The organism is Kitasatospora sp. NPDC043949 (assembly GCF_056435365.1).
The window spans coordinates 78,236-93,017 of sequence record NZ_JBWKEQ010000001.1 but is presented as its reverse complement, the minus strand read 5'-3'; the positions used below and the strand labels follow the sequence as shown (position 1 = coordinate 93,017).

Genomic DNA, 14,782 nt, shown 5'->3' with positions numbered 1-14,782 from the left:
TGCACGGTGACCGGCACGGTGAAGCAGCAGGGGCGGCAGCGACGCGGGGCGGGCGGCCCGCTGCGCCGCGTCCAGATCGGCAACGCGCTCAGCGCGTTCGGCAGCGGCTTCACGATGCCGTACATGTTCGTGTACGTGGACCAGGTGCGCGGGCTGGGTTCGCTGGCGGCCGGGATGGTGTTCACCGTCTTCGCGCTGGCGGCGCTCGCCGTCCTGCCGTTCACCGGTCGCGGCATCGACAGGTACGGCCCCCGTCCGGTCCTGCTGGCCGGTACGGCGCTCGCCGCCACCGGCGCGTTCGCCTTCGGCCACGCCACCGGCACCCCGGCCCTGCTGGTCTCCTCCTTCCTGTTCGGCGCGGGTGTCACCACCTGCCAGCCGGCGCTCGCCACGATGATCGTCCGCTGCTCGACGGCCGCGACCCGCTCGCACGCCTTCGCGCTCCAGTTCACCCTGGTCAACCTGGGCATGGGCATCGGCGCCCTGGTCGGCGGCCAGATCGTGAACGTCGCCGACCCGGCCAGCCTCACCCGGCTGTTCACCATCGAGGCGGCGACCTTCCTCGGCCTGGCCCTGGTCACCGGCACCGCCCGGATGCCGGCCAACCCGCTGATCCCGCTCCAGGAGAAGAGCGACGGCCCGACCGGCCTGCGCGCGCTGGTCGCCGACAAGGCGATGCTGCGGCTCTGCGTGCTCGCCGGGCTGATCTTCTTCACCTGCTACGGCCAGTTCGAGTCCGGCGTCGCGGCCTTCGCCACCGACACCGTCGGCACCGCGCCCTCCACCCTGGGCTTCGCGATCGGCGCCAACGCGCTGACCATCGTCGTCCTGCAGATGTTCATGGTGCGGATCACCGCGCGCCGCCGCCGCACCACCGCGATGGCCGCGGCCGGCGTGGTCTGGCTCGGCGCCTGGGCGATGGCCCTGGTGGCCGGCCTGATCCGGACCGAGACCATGGCCGCCACGGTCGCGATCGTCTCGATCTACGCCCTGTTCGGCGTCGGCGAGTCGCTGCTCGCGCCCACCATGGGCCCGATCGTCGCCGACCTCGCCCCGGCCCGGCTGCTCGGCACCTACAACTCCGGGTACGCCCTGGTGAAGCAGATCGCCATCGCGGTCGGCCCGGCCGTCGGCGTGCTGCTGGTCGGCTCCGGCACCTGGCCGCTCTACCTCGCGGCCATGGCGGGCTCCACGCTGCTGGTCGTCGTCCTGGCGCTGCGGCTGCGCCCGTACCTCACGCCGGAGCAGGACAACGCGGCCCCGGCCGTGGTCCGCACCACGGTCGTCCGGGAGTTGCAGACGGCGGCGTGACCGCCGATCGAACAGGCGTGTCGACGGGCGCCGACCGGGTCACCTGGTCGGCGCCCGTCGCGCTTGGCTTCGCGACCACCGCCACATAGTGTCAGTGGCTGTTGGCCGCCCGGCCCGGTCGGTACAGGAGACCCGGCCGGCACAGGAGACAGGCGAATCGGCGAGGCAATGACGCAAGCGGCGCTCACGCACCCCCCGGCGGCCCAGGCCCCGGCCCCCGCCGCCCCGGCACCGGCCCGGGGCCGGCTGCTCCGCCTGCCGGCCGACTGGTCCGGCTGGCTCGGGCCGATCGGCGTCGCGCTCTTCGCGGGCCTGCTGCGGTTCTGGAACCTCGGCTACCCCAACGCCTTCGTCTTCGACGAGACGTACTACCCCAAGGACGCCTGGTCGTTGCTGCGGCAGGGCTACGAGGGCAGCTGGCCGGACCACGCCAACGCCGACGTCCTGGCCGTCCCGCAGCACATCCCGCTCACCTCCGCGCCCGAGTTCATCGCCCACCCGCCGCTCGGCAAATGGGTGATGGCGATCGGCGAACAGCTGTTCGGCCTGCACCCCTTCGGCTGGCGGTTCATGACCGCCCTGCTCGGCACCGTCACCGTGCTGATGCTCGCCCGGATCGGCCGCCGGCTCTTCGGCTCCACCCTGATCGGCTGCACCGCGGCCCTGCTGATGGCCGTCGACGGCCTCCAGCTGGTGATGAGCCGGGTCGGGCTGCTCGACGGCATCCAGATGTTCTTCGTGCTCGCCGCCTTCGGCAGCCTCCTGATCGACCGCGACCACGTCCGCGCCCGGCTGGCCGGCGTCACCGACGGCGACCGCGTCCGGCTCGGCCTGCGGCCCTGGCGGATCGCCGCCGGGGTGCTCCTCGGCGCCGCCTGCGCCGTCAAGTGGAACGGCGCGATGATCCTCGCCGCCTTCGGCCTGCTGACCGTCCTGTGGGACCAGTCCGGCCGCCGCGGGGCCGGCGCCCGCCGCCCGTGGCGCTCGATGCTGCGCCGCGACGCCGTCCCCGCCTTCCTCGCCATGGTCGGCTCCGCCCTGGTGGTGTACGTCGGCGCCTGGGCCGGCTGGCTCGCCGGCGGCGGCAACGGCGAGGGCGGGTACGACCGGCACTGGGCCGACGGCCGCCCCGGCCTGTCCCCGGACACCTTCCTCGGCGTCCCGCTGCCGCAGGTGTCGATGAGCTGGGTGCCCGCGCCGCTGCGCAGCCTGTGGCACTACCACTCGCAGATGTACGACTTCAACACCGGGCTGAGCACCCCGCACACCTACCAGTCCAACCCCTTCAGCTGGCTGGTCGTCGGCCGCCCCGTCTCCATGTACTGGGAGCAGGTCCCGAACGGGCAGCACGGCTGCACCGCCACCGGCGGCTGCGCGTCCCAGATCCTCGGCCTCGGCACCCCGCTGCTCTGGTGGACGGCCTGCTTCGCCCTGGTCTACCTGCTGTGGCGCTGGTTCTTCCGCCGGGACTGGCGCTCGGGCGCCGTGCTGTGCGCCGTCGCCGGGATCTACCTGCCCTGGTTCCAGTACCAGGAGCGGACCGTCTTCTCCTTCTACATGGTCGTCCTGGTGCCGTTCCTGTGCCTGGCCGTCGCGCAGATGCTCGGGGCGATCCTCGGCCCGGCCGGATGCAGCCCCGAACGCCGCCGGATCGGCGCGGCCGGCGCCGGGCTGATCGTGCTCGCCATCGTCGCCTGCTTCGCCTTCTTCTACCCGCTGTACACGGCGGAGGTGATCCCGATGACGTCCTGGCAGGACCGGATGTGGTTCACCAGCTGGATCTGACACCGGTGACCCTGTCCGCCGCGGGCGGCCAGCTGCTACCCGTCACCCCGATGCTCGGGGTGGTCACCGCCGCCCTGCTGCTGGCCGCCGTCGCGGTCGCCGGCCGGGGCCTGCTCGGCCACGGGCACGCGGTGCTGCGGGCCGGACTGCGCGCGGTGGTGCAACTGGCCGCCGTCGCCGCGGTGATCAGCTGGGTGGTCGGCTCGCTCTGGTGGTCGGCGCTGTTCGTGCTGCTGATGTTCACCGTCGCGGTGCGCACCGCCGGGCGGCGGATGACCCCCGGCCCCGGCTGGGTCTGGGCGGCCGCGCCGATCGGCGCCGGCGTGCTGCCGGTGCTCGCCCTGCTGCTGGCCGTCGGGCTGCTGCCGGCCAAGGGCCTGTCCGTCATCCCCGTCGCGGGCATCCTGATCGGCGGCGCGCTCACCGCCACCTCGCTGGCCGGGCGGCGCGCCCTCGACGAGCTGCGGCAGCGCCGCGGCGAGGTGGAGGCGGCCCTGGCGCTCGGCTTCGAGGACCGCGACGCCCGGCTGGAGATCTGCCGCACCGCCGCCGCGACCTCGCTGGTGCCCGCCCTCGACCAGACCCGGACGGTCGGCCTGGTCACCCTCCCCGGCGCCTTCGTCGGCATGCTGCTCGGCGGCGCCTCGCCCGTCCAGGCGGGGGCGGTGCAGCTGTTCGTGCTGGTCGGGCTGCTGGCGGTGGAGTCGGTGGCGATCGTGGTGGTGCTGGAGCTGGTCGGCCGGGGGCTGGTGAACGCGGGCTGGTGAGCGTGGGTTGGTGAGCGTGGGTTGGTGAGCGTGGGGTACCGGGCCGGGGCGGGTGCCGGACGGGGGCGGGGACCGGGCCGCCTTGGGCACCGGACGCGGTCGGGTACCCTTGAGCACGTTGAAGGGGAGTAGCCCTCCACCGGACCGTCGACATACTGGCCCTCACGGGCCCGGCGCCCGGGGCACCCGATCCTCCGGGGTCGGTGCCGGCGAGACCTTCGGCCGCAGTGCTGTGACCATGACCAGTGCTGTCGGGCCGAAGCGTCCCCTGACGGACCTGCGGAGGCCGGGCAGCCCGACCGAGGGACCCTTTCTGATGAGTTTGACCGTGGCCGCGCTGACGTTCGGCATCATCTTCCTGGCCGAACTGCCGGACAAGACCGCGCTGGCCAGCCTCGTACTCGGCACCAAGTACCGTGCCAGCTACGTCTTCGCGGGTGTCGCCGCCGCGATGGGCGTTCAGGTCGTCCTCGCCCTCGCCGCCGGGCACCTGCTCTCGCTGCTGCCGCACCGCTGGGTGGAGGGCGTCACCGGCGTGCTGTTCCTGGCCGGCGCGGCCATGCTGCTGTTCCACGGCGGGGGCGACGACGAGGAGGGGCACGCCGCCAAGGAGCCGTCCTCGAACAGCTTCTGGAAGGTGGCCGGGGCCAGCTTCGTGGTCGTCGCGGTCGCCGAGTTCGGCGACCTGACCCAGATCATGACCGCCAACCTGGCCGCCAAGTACGCCGATCCGCTGGCCGTCGGCCTCGGCGCCTGGCTGGCGCTGTGCGCGGTCGGCGGGCTCGCCATCGTGGGCGGGCAGAAGCTGCTCAAGTACGTGCCGATGAAGCTGATCATCCGGGTCGCGGCGGCGATCATGGTGGTGCTGGCGGGCATCAGCATCTTCGGGGCGATCACCGGCTGACCCCTTGTTCGCGGGGCTCAGCAGCCCGGGTCGGCCTCCAGGGCGGCCCGGGTCTTCGGGCCGTAGACGTAGGTCTCGCCCTTGATCCGGTTGCTGGTCTGGTAGTCGCCGAGCACCGACCTGGTCCAGAAGTCGAAGGTGCCAGTGATCATCGACTTGTCGACGTATCCGCACTCGGCCGCCCACAACCGCTGCTGCATGTCCTTGACGTCAGCGCCGGTCATCCCCATCTGGAGCACCCGGGTGGTCGGGGTCGGCGTCGGGGTGGGGGTCGGCGTCGGAGTCGGCGTGGGCGTCGCGGTGGTGGGGGTGGGCGTGGGTGTCGGGGGCGCGGTCGGGGCGGAAGCCGGGGCCGGGGGAGCGGCGGCCGGGGCCTGGGTGGTCGGCGTCGGCGCCGGGGTGGCCGTCTTCGTCGGGCTCGGCTTGCGGGTGGGGGACGACGTCGGACTCGGCGCCTCGCTGGTCGGCGGCGGGGTGGCCGGGTCCGTCGGTGCCGGGGCGGTCGGCTCCACCGGCGCGGGCGCCAGGGTGGTGGGCAGCGGCTGCGCCTGCCGGGTCGTCGGCGCGGGCGAGGGCGTCACCGCGTACGCGATGCCGATGGTGAGCGCGACCAGGCCGGCGCCCACCCCGGCCAGCAGCAGCTTGTGCCGGGCCAGCGGGTTCTGCGTGGCCTGCTCGGCGGCTCTGCGCGCGGCCCGGCCGCTGACGGGCTCCGGCTCGGGCCCGGGCGTCGCGTGGTCGAAGGGGAAGACTCCGAGGTCGCCGCCGGACGCGGCCTGCGGGGCCGTCGCCACCGCGTAAGCGCCCGGCCCGGAGGCGGGCACCGGCGGCAGCACGGTGGTGGCGTAGGCGTCGGCGTCCGGCCCCAGCGGGGGAACCACGGGCGGGGCAGCGGCGGGCGGGGGCGCGGCGGGGTGGACGGGGGCCGGCTGTCCCGGGGCGACCGGCGGCAGGACGGCGGTCGCGAACGGGTCGACGGCGGGGACGTCCGCCACGGGCTCCTCGGCGACCTGGCCGACCGCCTGCGGCACGTACGGGCGGACCAGCGGCGGGCCTTCGAGGTGCGGGAGGACGGCCGTCTCGGTGAGGCTCGGGTCCGGGACGCAGCCGCACCCGGTGGAGCGTGCGGTGCCGCACGTCGGGCAGTGCTGGTCCGGCATCGGCCGGTCCTCCTCGGTTCTCGGGCGGTCTCCGTGCCCCGGGGCGGTTCCCGGGCTCACGATCGCGCCTGATTATGCAGGACGTCCCGGAGGGGGGACAGGGGCGTCCGGACCCGGGCGGGGGTGTTGTGCCGGTTGGTGGCGGTTGTCTCCCGAGGAACGGTCGGGGGGCGGCGGATGTCCCCGGCGCCGGCGGCCGGGTCGGTGCGGTGGGTGTGGTCGGCTCGGCTCGGTGCGTCCTGGGTCGGCAGGCCCGGAGGGTCCGCTCGGGCAGGCCCGGAGGCTACGTTCGGCTCAATCCGAGGGAGCAAACCGGGGCATTTCTGACAGCATGGTGAGCTGGGAGTGATCATCCGCACGGGCCCGCCGCCTCGGCCGGGGCCCGCGACCCTACGGAGCCGCCATGACGGACTCGCGCGCCGCGTCCGACCGCAGCCCGGCGTACGAGCCCGGCCCGCCGGAGGTCACCGCCCCCAACCTCTGGGTGCCGATCGGGGCCCTGCTGCTGGCGATGCTGCTCGCCGCCCTCGACCAGACCATCGTCTCCACCGCGCTGCCCACCATCGTCAGCGACCTCGGCGGCCTGGACCACATCTCCTGGGTGGTCACCGCCTACCTGCTGGCCTCCACCGCCGCCACCCCGCTCTGGGGCAAGCTCGGCGACATGTACGGCCGGAAGCGCTTCTTCCAGGCCTCCATCGTGATCTTCCTGCTCGGCTCCGTACTCTGCGGCATCGCCCAGAACATGGGCGAACTCATCGCCTTCCGCGCGCTGCAGGGCCTGGGCGGCGGCGGGCTGATCGTGCTCACCCAGGCCATCGTCGGCGACCTCGTCTCCCCCCGGGACCGCGGCAAGTACCAGGGCCTCTTCGGCGCCGTCTTCGGCGTGACCAGCGTCCTCGGGCCGCTGCTCGGCGGCCTGTTCGTCGACAACCTCAGCTGGCGCTGGGTCTTCTACATCAACCTGCCGATCGGCATCGTCGCCCTGGTGGTGATCGCCGCCGTCCTGCACGGGCAGGAGGTCAGGCGCCGGCACCGGATCGACTACCTCGGCACCGTGCTGATCGCCGCCGTCGCCACCTGCCTGGTGCTGATGACCTCCCTCGGCGGCACCACCTGGGGCTGGACCTCCTGGCAGATCGTCGGGCTCGGCGTGCTCGGCCTGGTGCTGCTGCTCGCCTTCGTCCTGGTCGAGCGGACGGCCAGCGAACCGGTGCTGCCGCTGCGGCTGTTCCGCTCCCGGACGTTCAGCCTGGTCGCGGTGATCTCCTTCGTGGTCGGCTTCGCGATGTTCGGCGCCCTCACCTACCTGCCGACCTTCCTCCAGGTCGTCATGCAGGTCTCGCCCACCCTGTCCGGCATCCACATGTTGCCGATGGTGCTCGGCATGCTGCTCACCTCGATCGGCTCCGGCCAGATCGTCGCCCGCACCGGCCACTACCGGATCTTCCCGATCGCCGGGACGGCCGTCACCACCGTCGGCCTGCTGCTGCTCTCCCGGCTCGACGAGCACAGCAGCACCACGGAGATGAGCCTCTACTTCCTGGTCTTCGGCCTCGGGCTGGGCCTGGTCATGCAGGTACTGGTGCTGATCGTGCAGAACTCCGTCGGCTACCAGGACCTCGGCGTCGCCACCGCCGGCGCCACCTTCTTCCGCTCCATCGGCGCCTCCTTCGGCGTCTCCATCTTCGGCACCCTGTTCGCCAGTGGGCTGCGCGACCGGCTCGCCGACGCCCTCACCGGCCTGCCGCTGCCGCCTGGCTTCCACCCCGAGGCCGTCACCTCCGACCCACGGGTGATCACCCGGCTGCCCGCCGTCGCGCAGGAAGCCGTCCACCACGCGTACGCCGAGTCGATCACCAGGGTGTTCCTGTACGCGGTGCCCGTCGCGATGGTCGCCTTCGTGCTGTCGCTGTTCCTGCGCGAGCAGAAGCTGCGCTCCACCGCCACCGCGCCCGACCTGAGCGGATCCATCGGCCTCAACCCCGTCCAACGCTCGTCGCTGGACGAGATCGCCCGCGCGCTCTCGGTGCTGAGCTCCCGCGAGGCCCGGCGCGACCTCTTCCGGCGGATCACCGAGGGGGCCGGGCTGGACCTCCAACCCGCCTCCAGCTGGCTGCTGTTGCAGATGCACCACCACGGCTCGGTCGAGCCGGCCGAACTCGCCGAACGGCGGATCATCCCGATCGCCGTCATCGAGAGCGCCGTCCGGGAAGTCGAGGGCCGGGGCCTCGCCGTCCGCAGCGGCGGGCTGCCGCTACGGCTCACCGAACCGGGGGCGGAGGCGGCCGTCAAGCTGGTCGCCGCCCGGCGCTCGCAACTCGCCGACCTGCTCGGCGACTGGGACGAGCAGCAGTACGCCGACCTCGCCGACCTGCTCACCCGCCTCAGTTCCACCCTCTGCGCCGACCGGCGCGACCGCCCCGACCGACCGGCCCACGAGCCGCCGTACCGGGGCGAGGGGCGGTCGTTCTAGCCCGCCTCGCAGGGGGTCTGGTGGGAGAGCCAGGTGACGGCGGCGGCGAGCGTGGGGTCGTCGTCCTTGCGGGGGTCGGCCGTTTCGACCGCCTCGTCCGGCTCGATCGGGCCCTCGTGCACCCTGCCGGTGCGGTCGGCCTCGGCGGCGCCGGTGAGCAGCAGGACGGCGCCGTCCGACAGCCGGTGGGCGGCGTTGCCGGTGGGCACCCCGTAGGTGGGCTGGCCGAAGCTGCGGGTGGCCGGGCGGCCGATGAAGGCGATGGCGACCGCCTCGCCCGCGCTGCCGGTCGCGCGGCCGGTGAGGACGGCGACGGGCGTTCCGGGCGTCTTGTCGTGGTGGGTGGGCGCCTTGTCGTGCTGGGTGGCGGGGGAAGCCTGCGGGGCGTCGTCCAGGTACGGCACGCCGTCGCGGACCGACCAGGTGCTGCGGGTGCCGTCCGCGGTGACGAAGGCGCCCAGCGGGCCGTCGCCGAGGACCGGCGCCGCGACGGCCAGCGGGGCCCACATTCCGCCCCCGGTCTCGTTGCGCAGGTCCACCACCCAGCCGCAGGCGCTCGCTTCGGCGACGGCGGCGCGGCCGCGGGTGACGTACTCGGCGTAGGTGCGCTCCGATCCGTTCACCGCCGGGAGGGTCAACTGGGCTATTCGGCCGGGGAGTTGCCGGGTGGTCGGGGCGTTCACTGCCTCCGGGTCGGCGTCGACCCTCGCCGCCTGGTCGGGCGGGTAGAAGCGGCTGTGGTGGTCGTCGAGGGCGGTGACGGCGGCCCTGATCGCGGTGTGGGTGTCGGCCGGGGTGCGGGCCGTGGCCGCCTGGGCGAAGGCCTGGGTGCGGAGCTTCGGCCAGTCCACCTTCGCGGTGTTGAGGGACTTCTGCTGGATGAGGTCCAGGGCCTCGGAGAGGTAGCCGCGGGCCTCGGGGGACATGTGCTCGGGGGCTGGTGATTCGGGGGTCGGTGACTCGGGGGCCGGTGACTCGGGGGCCGGCGAGGAGCACGCCGCGAGCACCAGTACGGCCGCCGCCGCAACCGTCCGTCCCAGCCGTCTCATCCGCTTCTCCCTCCGCTTGCCCCTGGTTCGTGTCGCTCCTGATCCTCCCTCACGGACTCCCGAACCAGCGAGGGGTGTCGAGGCGGAACGGGTCGCCGGGGGCGAGCAGGCGCAGGGCCGTCTCCACCTCGCGCAGGCGCTCCTCGCCTAGGGTGGCGGACCACTCGGCGCGCAGCTCGTCGAAGATCCGGGCCGACCGGACCAGGCAGTCCACCCCGCGGGCGGTCAGCCGGACCACCTTGCGGCGGGCGTCGGCCGGGTCGCCGCCGCGCTCGACGTAGCCGAGCTGCTCCAGGTTCTCGATGGTCTTGCCGGCGGCCTGCTTGGAGACGCCGAGTCGGCGGCCGAGTTCGACGGCGGTGGTGCCGTGCGGTCCGATCGCCTGGAAGACGAAGCCGTGCATGGGCCGCAGGTCGGGGTGGCCCTCGCGGGCGATGCGCTCGTGCAGCTCGTCGATGATCGTCCGGAAGGCGAGCAGCAGGCGCAGCGGCAACTCGAAGCCGGGCGGGGCGGGTTCGCTCGTGGGTGCGCTGGTGGGTGTGCTCACGGGCTCGCTTGACATAGGTAGACAACCTCATTGACCATATAGACAACGCCATTGACCATCCTAGGGGGTTCCCTCGCCATGCCCGTGATCCGCCACACCGACGCCCGTCGCACCGAGACGCCGAACGCCGTCATGACCACCTACGCCTCACCCACCCAGGGCTCAACCGCCCTCGCCCTGTGGCAGGTCGACATGACGGCCGGAAAGAGCGGCCCGCTGCACGCCATGGACGTCGAACAGATCTGGACGCTGCTCACCGGCACCGCCACCGTCACCCTCCCCGACGGCCCGGTGCCCCTCACCGCCGGCGACACCCTCGTCCTCCCCGCCGACCTCGCCCGCCAGATCACCACCGCCGACGGCTTCACCGCCATCGTCGCCGGCCCGTCCCCCGCCCACGCCTACAACCCCGACGCCGTCACCCCCGAAGGCGCCTGCGGCCTCGCCCCCCGCGACGCCGAGCGCCTCCTCCCGCCGTGGATCGCCTGACCGCGAGGCGGTCCGGCGGTCCGGGCACGGGTGCGGGGACGGTCGAGGGCCTACCCCTGACCGTCCCCGCCCGGTCCTCGCCGCTACTTCTGGTCGTCGATGTCGTCCTGGAGGTCGTCCAGGTTCTGCTGACCCTGCTGTTGGCCCTGCTGCTGGGTCTGGGCGGCCTTCTGCTGGGCGTCGTCCCCCTTCGGGGGCTTGCTGCCGAGGCGCGACTTCGCCTCCTCCTCCAACTGCTCGGCCTTGTCCCGGAACTTGTCGCCGATACCCATGGCTGTGCCCCATTCGGTTGGATTTCGGGTTCTCCAACCAGGCTTGCACGCACCTTCTCCGCCTGCACTTCGGGCAAGTTGCCGCAGAGCGTCACGATCGACAGACCCCGGATCGCCCGACCCGCACGGTGTGAGGTGTAGGAGACTGCTGACCGCAGACAGTCACCGGACCGGCGGCCGCACCCGCGGCCCCGGCGGAGCAGAAGGAGCGGCATGTCCGTCGTCAAGATCAACGAATGTGTCAAGCCACTCACATAAGCGCTGACCGGCCGTCGCAGGAAGTGCCGGACGGCGAAGCCCCGCCCATGCGTCACGGGGGACGACGTATGGGCGGGGCCGTTTTCGGGGTCATGCGGGTGTGGACTGCCCACCGTGACTACCCGGGTGGTCGTTCGGCCCGTGCTTTCTCGGCCGGTAGGGCCGATTCTTGGGCGTGTACCGGTACGGGTCCGGTTGATCCGGGTAGACGGTCGCCCACTGGTCGCACCGGAAGCAGAAGCCTTGGCCTGTCTCCGGGTCGAACGCGACGGGCTGATCACACAGCGGACAGTCCACTACTCTCCTACGCGCTCAGGTCGAACTCCCCGCACCTGACGGCGTCGGTGAACTCCGCCCACGCCTCACGGGTCATGGTGACCACCTCACCGGGCCGCTCGCTGTCGCGCAAGGCGACGACGCCGGGGATGTTGGTGGCCACCTGCGGGCACGCCTTGCGCACCGTGTTCTGGCACGCCGCGATGGTGACGAACTCGAATTCGGGACGGGCGGTCATTGCACTGTCCTCTCTCTCGATCTTCCCTTGCGGTCCCCACCCTCTTGGAGTGGGAGTCTCAAATCCCCCAGCGGGAGCGGGCGTTGGCGATCGCCGTCGCGATCCTGAGGCGGGCCATGGTCGGCGAGTCGGGGACGGGCCCCAAGGGCGGCAAGGCGTCCTCCTCGGCGCTGTCCTGGTCGCCTTGGTCAACCGGGTACGGCACTGGTCCGCCCAGGAAACTCGTCCAGTCCGGCGGCAGGTACTCCGGCTCACTCGTCGGCATCGTGCACTACCGGGCATTCGCCGTCCGCGATGTGCTGCGCCCGCCTACGCGCCAAGTTCCGCGCGATCGTGGGGAAATCCTCGGCCGGGTACTGCGCTTGCGCGAAGTCGAAGTACTGGCAGCCGGGGCACTGATCAGCGTTTGGGGCGGGCGTGTCCGGTCTCCGCCGAGCGATCTCACGAAGCGACACGCGCCACCGCCTTGCAGATGAGTTCGTGCGCCAGGCGGCGAAGTTCGATCTCGCGCAGCACCGACTGATCCGGAAGCTGGGGCGACTCCGCGAACGCGTGGTCGATCTTGTCGAAGGATGCGCACACGGCGCACCTCGGCCGGCTGTCAGGCGGCGCCACTGGTCACGTCCTCCCACCCCAGCGGGGCGTACTTGAAGGGGTCCGGGGGACGCCGGTCGTCGTCCGCCTTGGCCTCGCGGTAGTCGGCGCGGCAAGCGGCGATCAAGGCCGGGCTGGCGCCCTTGCCGGGCGGTCGCCTGTGTCGATCGGCCTCGTGGTCCTCGCGTGTCATCGTCACCGCTCTCCGACTCCGATTCCGTGGTCCTCCGACTGTCAGCAGGCTGATCGTGCCCCGACCTTGTGAGCCATTGCGACGGCGTGAGGGCGTCACTCCGGAGTCGTGGCAAGACGTCACTTCGGCGTCGTTGGGCGACGTTTGGGCCTATCGTCTAGCCATGACTACGCCGAATGAGACCCTTCGGGCCGTACGCCTCGGGCTCCGTCTCAGTCAGGACGAGTTCGCGAAGCGGCTGCGGGCGGTCGGGGACGACCAAGGGGAGCCGAACGACGCCAGCAAGCGCCTTGTTCAGCGCTGGGAGTCGGGAGAGGTGCGGTATCCCCGCCCGGTGTACGTTCGAGCCCTTGAAGCTGTCACCAAGATTCCCGTTGACCGCCTCGGCTTCGACTCGCCACAGTTGCCGCCAAGGGTCAGCGTGGACGGTACGGGAGGGCACGACGTGACCAGTGATGAACCGGGCGTGCCCGTGCAGGCCGCGCCCACTCCTACGGGTGAGGACTACTCGGGGGTATGGGTCAGCCACTACGAGTTCTACAGCAGCAGTCGGGAGAACACGTTCACCGGCCTGCATCACGTCGTGCTGTCCCAGAGCGGGAACCGGATCACGGGGCGATCCCTGCCCGGTGCGTCGTCCAACCCTGACTCGCCACTGTCATTCGATCTCACTGTTGATCGGAACGTCGTGACGGGTTCCTGGGTGGAACAGACCGCGCAGGACGGCTACTACCAGGGGGCGAGGTACCACGGCGCCATTCAGTTGCTGGTCGACCCGACCGGCCGCCGCATGGCCGGCAAGTGGGTTGGCTTCGGCAAGGACTTCGACGTCAACTCCGGGCCGTGGGAACTGCGCCTGCTGGACAAGTCCACGGCGGACGACGTCCTGAGCCGCTACAGCGTGCCGCCGGAGGCGTAGCCCGCCTCACAGTGCAGACGGGGAAGAGTGCTCGCATCTGACCTCACCCGATAAGGGATGGGACGGTGCGGGGACTCTTCTCAGGAGCGCTGGGGACAGCCGTAACGCCCAGCCTTGCTGCCGAGGCGCGACTTCGCCTCCTCCTCCAACTGCTCGGCCTTGTCCCGGAACTTGTCGCCGATACCCATGGCTGTGCCCCATTCGGTTGGATTTCGGGTTCTCCAACCAGGCTTGCGCGCACCTTCTCCGCCTGCACTTCGGGCAAGTTGCCGCAGGGCGTCACGATCGACAGGCCCCGGATCGCCCGACCCGTACGGTGTGAGGTGTAGGAGACTGCTGACCGCAGACAGTCACCGGACCGGCGGCCGCACCCGCGGCCCCGGCGGAGCAGAAGGAGCGGCATGTCCGTCGTCAAGATCAACGTACTGACGGTTCCCGCCGAGCAGCGGGAGGTCCTGGAGCAGCGCTTCGCCTCCCGCGCCGGCGCGGTGGAGAACTCGGACGGCTTCGAGTGGTTCGAGCTCCTCCGCCCCGTCGAGGGCACCGACCAGTACCTCGTCTACACCCGCTGGCGCAGCGAGGAGGACTTCAAGGCGTGGATGGAGGGCCCCATGCAGGCCGCCCACCGCCCCGCCGCCCCGGAGGGCGAGGCCCCCAAGCGCCCCGCCGCCTCCGGCTCCACCCTCTGGTCCTTCGAGGTCGTCCAGTCCGCCGGCCCCAAGGCCTGACGCCTCACCGAGTGACCGACGCGCCCCGGGGCTTCCGAGCCCCGGGGCGCTCTGGGTGGCCCGTCCTGTCGTCGGCGGGTCGGGCGGAGCTTGCGGCGGGCGTGGGAGGGCAGTCGCGTGAGGGCTATCGGTGTTGGGGGCCGTAGAGGGCGGCGGGTGCGCCTGTTGTGAGGGCCCAGTAGCGGTCGCCGTAGGACCAGTGCCACCACTCGGTGGGGTAGTTGACGAGGCCGGCGCGGGTGAGGGTGTGGCTGAGGAGTTGCCGGTTGGTGCGGGCTTCGGGGGAGAGGTCGGCGGCGTCGGTGTAGCACGCTCCGGCGCTTTCCTCCGGGTTGGCGTTGACCCGGGTGCCGAGGTCGAGTTCGTGGCCGTCGGCGTCGGCCAGGGTGAGGTCGACGGCGGCGCCGGCGCTGTGTGGTGCGATCTCGGGCGGGGAGACGTAGCGGCTCGTGGCCGAGCGGAGCTGCGCGGCCGGCCAGTTGGGGTGCGCGGCGCGCAACTCGGCGGCGTAGTCGTCGAAGTAGCGGCGCTGGAGGGCCGGCGGGCGGTAGCCCTCGACGAAGAGCAGCCGCAGGCCGTCCGGGAGGTGCGATTGGGCGTCGAGGAGCCGGTCGAGGACGCCGGACCGCAGGTGGGCGAACGCCCCGGCGTCGTCGCGCTTGCGGCCGTCCAGCAGGAGTTCGTGCTCGCGTACGTCCAGGAGGCGGTCGCCGCAGTCCTGGACGAGGACGGCGGCCACCTGTGGGTCGGACATGAGGATGATCTCGGTCAACAGGGTCTCCTGGGGAGGAGGGAGCGGCGGTGCGGGCCCGGCGG

At 72.3% G+C, this 14,782-nt stretch carries 17 protein-coding genes; 8 read left to right on the top strand and 9 right to left on the bottom strand.

Annotation, left to right across the window (positions count from 1 at the left end):
- Positions 1-6 precede the first annotated feature (6 nt).
- The 4 genes from AC07AL_RS00400 to AC07AL_RS00385 all read left to right on the top strand — a co-directional run bounded on the left by AC07AL_RS00400 (position 7) and on the right by AC07AL_RS00385 (position 4,767).
- Positions 7-1,311, top strand: coding sequence for an MFS transporter (locus AC07AL_RS00400; RefSeq protein ID WP_363580764.1), 1,305 nt, complete (start codon positions 7-9; stop codon positions 1,309-1,311).
- Between the two features lie 168 nt (positions 1,312-1,479).
- A complete protein-coding gene (locus AC07AL_RS00395; protein WP_363628611.1) occupies positions 1,480-3,096 on the top strand; it encodes a dolichyl-phosphate-mannose--protein mannosyltransferase in 1,617 nt (538 codons plus the stop codon).
- Between the two features lie 50 nt (positions 3,097-3,146).
- A complete protein-coding gene (locus AC07AL_RS00390; protein WP_363580974.1) occupies positions 3,147-3,863 on the top strand; it encodes an ABC transporter permease in 717 nt (238 codons plus the stop codon).
- Positions 3,864-4,176: 313 nt separating this feature from the next.
- Positions 4,177-4,767 (top strand): TMEM165/GDT1 family protein, encoded by a 591-nt coding sequence (locus tag AC07AL_RS00385; RefSeq protein WP_350878273.1) that lies wholly within the window; start codon positions 4,177-4,179, stop codon positions 4,765-4,767.
- A 17-nt stretch (positions 4,768-4,784) separates the two neighbouring features.
- Here the strand turns inward: AC07AL_RS00385 and AC07AL_RS00380 are convergent, their stop codons facing one another.
- Positions 4,785-5,927 carry a peptidoglycan-binding domain-containing protein gene (locus AC07AL_RS00380; protein WP_478316178.1) on the bottom strand — a complete coding sequence of 381 codons (1,143 nt, stop codon included), beginning with the start codon at positions 5,925-5,927 and terminating at the stop codon, positions 4,785-4,787.
- 403 nt (positions 5,928-6,330) lie between these two features.
- Here AC07AL_RS00380 and AC07AL_RS00375 point away from each other — a divergent pair, with 403 nt between their 5' ends.
- Positions 6,331-8,403 (top strand): MFS transporter, encoded by a 2,073-nt coding sequence (locus AC07AL_RS00375; protein WP_363628608.1) that lies wholly within the window; start codon positions 6,331-6,333, stop codon positions 8,401-8,403.
- On the opposite strand, the gene AC07AL_RS00370 is transcribed toward AC07AL_RS00375, so the two are convergent.
- Together AC07AL_RS00370 and AC07AL_RS00365 are read right to left on the bottom strand one after the other, a co-directional pair.
- Positions 8,400-9,452, bottom strand: coding sequence for a S41 family peptidase (locus AC07AL_RS00370; protein WP_478316175.1), 1,053 nt, complete (start codon positions 9,450-9,452; stop codon positions 8,400-8,402). The genes AC07AL_RS00375 and AC07AL_RS00370 overlap by 4 nt on opposite strands.
- A 49-nt stretch (positions 9,453-9,501) precedes the next feature.
- Complete coding sequence (locus tag AC07AL_RS00365) at positions 9,502-9,999, bottom strand: MarR family winged helix-turn-helix transcriptional regulator (RefSeq protein WP_400985351.1); 498 nt, start codon at positions 9,997-9,999, stop codon at positions 9,502-9,504.
- Between the two features lie 78 nt (positions 10,000-10,077).
- Here AC07AL_RS00365 and AC07AL_RS00360 point away from each other — a divergent pair, with 78 nt between their 5' ends.
- Positions 10,078-10,488 (top strand): cupin domain-containing protein, encoded by a 411-nt coding sequence (locus tag AC07AL_RS00360; protein ID WP_400805516.1) that lies wholly within the window; start codon positions 10,078-10,080, stop codon positions 10,486-10,488.
- Positions 10,489-10,571: 83 nt separating this feature from the next.
- Here AC07AL_RS00360 and AC07AL_RS00355 read toward each other — a convergent pair whose 3' ends face one another.
- The 5 genes from AC07AL_RS00355 to AC07AL_RS00335 all read right to left on the bottom strand — a co-directional run bounded on the left by AC07AL_RS00355 (position 10,572) and on the right by AC07AL_RS00335 (position 12,325).
- Positions 10,572-10,760, bottom strand: a complete 189-nt coding sequence (locus AC07AL_RS00355; RefSeq protein WP_400985353.1) for a hypothetical protein — start codon at positions 10,758-10,760, stop codon at positions 10,572-10,574.
- Positions 10,761-11,322: 562 nt separating this feature from the next.
- Entirely contained in the window at positions 11,323-11,532 is a 210-nt protein-coding gene (locus tag AC07AL_RS00350) for a DUF397 domain-containing protein (RefSeq protein WP_478316173.1), read from the bottom strand.
- A 58-nt stretch (positions 11,533-11,590) separates the two neighbouring features.
- Positions 11,591-11,797 carry a hypothetical protein gene (locus AC07AL_RS00345; protein WP_363580780.1) on the bottom strand — a complete coding sequence of 69 codons (207 nt, stop codon included), beginning with the start codon at positions 11,795-11,797 and terminating at the stop codon, positions 11,591-11,593.
- Between the two features lie 176 nt (positions 11,798-11,973).
- Positions 11,974-12,114 carry a hypothetical protein gene (locus tag AC07AL_RS00340; RefSeq protein ID WP_363580782.1) on the bottom strand — a complete coding sequence of 47 codons (141 nt, stop codon included), beginning with the start codon at positions 12,112-12,114 and terminating at the stop codon, positions 11,974-11,976.
- Positions 12,115-12,133: 19 nt separating this feature from the next.
- Positions 12,134-12,325 carry a hypothetical protein gene (locus AC07AL_RS00335; protein ID WP_363580784.1) on the bottom strand — a complete coding sequence of 64 codons (192 nt, stop codon included), beginning with the start codon at positions 12,323-12,325 and terminating at the stop codon, positions 12,134-12,136.
- Between the two features lie 157 nt (positions 12,326-12,482).
- On the opposite strand from AC07AL_RS00335, the gene AC07AL_RS00330 reads away from it, so the two are divergent.
- Together AC07AL_RS00330 and AC07AL_RS00325 are read left to right on the top strand one after the other, a co-directional pair.
- On the top strand, positions 12,483-13,238 hold the full coding sequence (locus AC07AL_RS00330; RefSeq protein WP_400985354.1) for a helix-turn-helix domain-containing protein: 756 nt from the start codon (positions 12,483-12,485) through the stop codon (positions 13,236-13,238).
- Between the two features lie 401 nt (positions 13,239-13,639).
- Entirely contained in the window at positions 13,640-13,966 is a 327-nt protein-coding gene (locus AC07AL_RS00325) for an antibiotic biosynthesis monooxygenase family protein (protein ID WP_363580788.1), read from the top strand.
- 124 nt (positions 13,967-14,090) lie between these two features.
- Here the strand turns inward: AC07AL_RS00325 and AC07AL_RS00320 are convergent, their stop codons facing one another.
- Positions 14,091-14,738: a M15 family metallopeptidase gene (locus AC07AL_RS00320; protein ID WP_363580790.1), complete on the bottom strand. Its 648-nt coding sequence runs from the start codon at positions 14,736-14,738 to the stop codon at positions 14,091-14,093.
- Positions 14,739-14,782: the final 44 nt, after the last annotated feature.

What these genes read in the sequence shown, in the direction of transcription:
- AC07AL_RS00375 (WP_363628608.1), top strand. Translation starts at nt 6,331, where the DNA reads ATGACGGACTCGCGCGCCGCGTCCGACCGCAGCCCGGCGTACGAGCCC.
- AC07AL_RS00345 (WP_363580780.1), bottom strand. Translation starts at nt 11,797, where the DNA reads ATGCCGACGAGTGAGCCGGAGTACCTGCCGCCGGACTGGACGAGTTTC.
- AC07AL_RS00350 (WP_478316173.1), bottom strand. Translation starts at nt 11,532, where the DNA reads ATGACCGCCCGTCCCGAATTCGAGTTCGTCACCATCGCGGCGTGCCAG.
- AC07AL_RS00360 (WP_400805516.1), top strand. Translation starts at nt 10,078, where the DNA reads ATGCCCGTGATCCGCCACACCGACGCCCGTCGCACCGAGACGCCGAAC.
- AC07AL_RS00330 (WP_400985354.1), top strand. Translation starts at nt 12,483, where the DNA reads ATGACTACGCCGAATGAGACCCTTCGGGCCGTACGCCTCGGGCTCCGT.
- AC07AL_RS00390 (WP_363580974.1), top strand. Translation starts at nt 3,147, where the DNA reads ATGCTCGGGGTGGTCACCGCCGCCCTGCTGCTGGCCGCCGTCGCGGTC.
- AC07AL_RS00395 (WP_363628611.1), top strand. Translation starts at nt 1,480, where the DNA reads ATGACGCAAGCGGCGCTCACGCACCCCCCGGCGGCCCAGGCCCCGGCC.
- AC07AL_RS00370 (WP_478316175.1), bottom strand. Translation starts at nt 9,452, where the DNA reads ATGAGACGGCTGGGACGGACGGTTGCGGCGGCGGCCGTACTGGTGCTC.
- AC07AL_RS00355 (WP_400985353.1), bottom strand. Translation starts at nt 10,760, where the DNA reads ATGGGTATCGGCGACAAGTTCCGGGACAAGGCCGAGCAGTTGGAGGAG.
- AC07AL_RS00325 (WP_363580788.1), top strand. Translation starts at nt 13,640, where the DNA reads ATGTCCGTCGTCAAGATCAACGTACTGACGGTTCCCGCCGAGCAGCGG.
- AC07AL_RS00380 (WP_478316178.1), bottom strand. Translation starts at nt 5,927, where the DNA reads ATGCCGGACCAGCACTGCCCGACGTGCGGCACCGCACGCTCCACCGGG.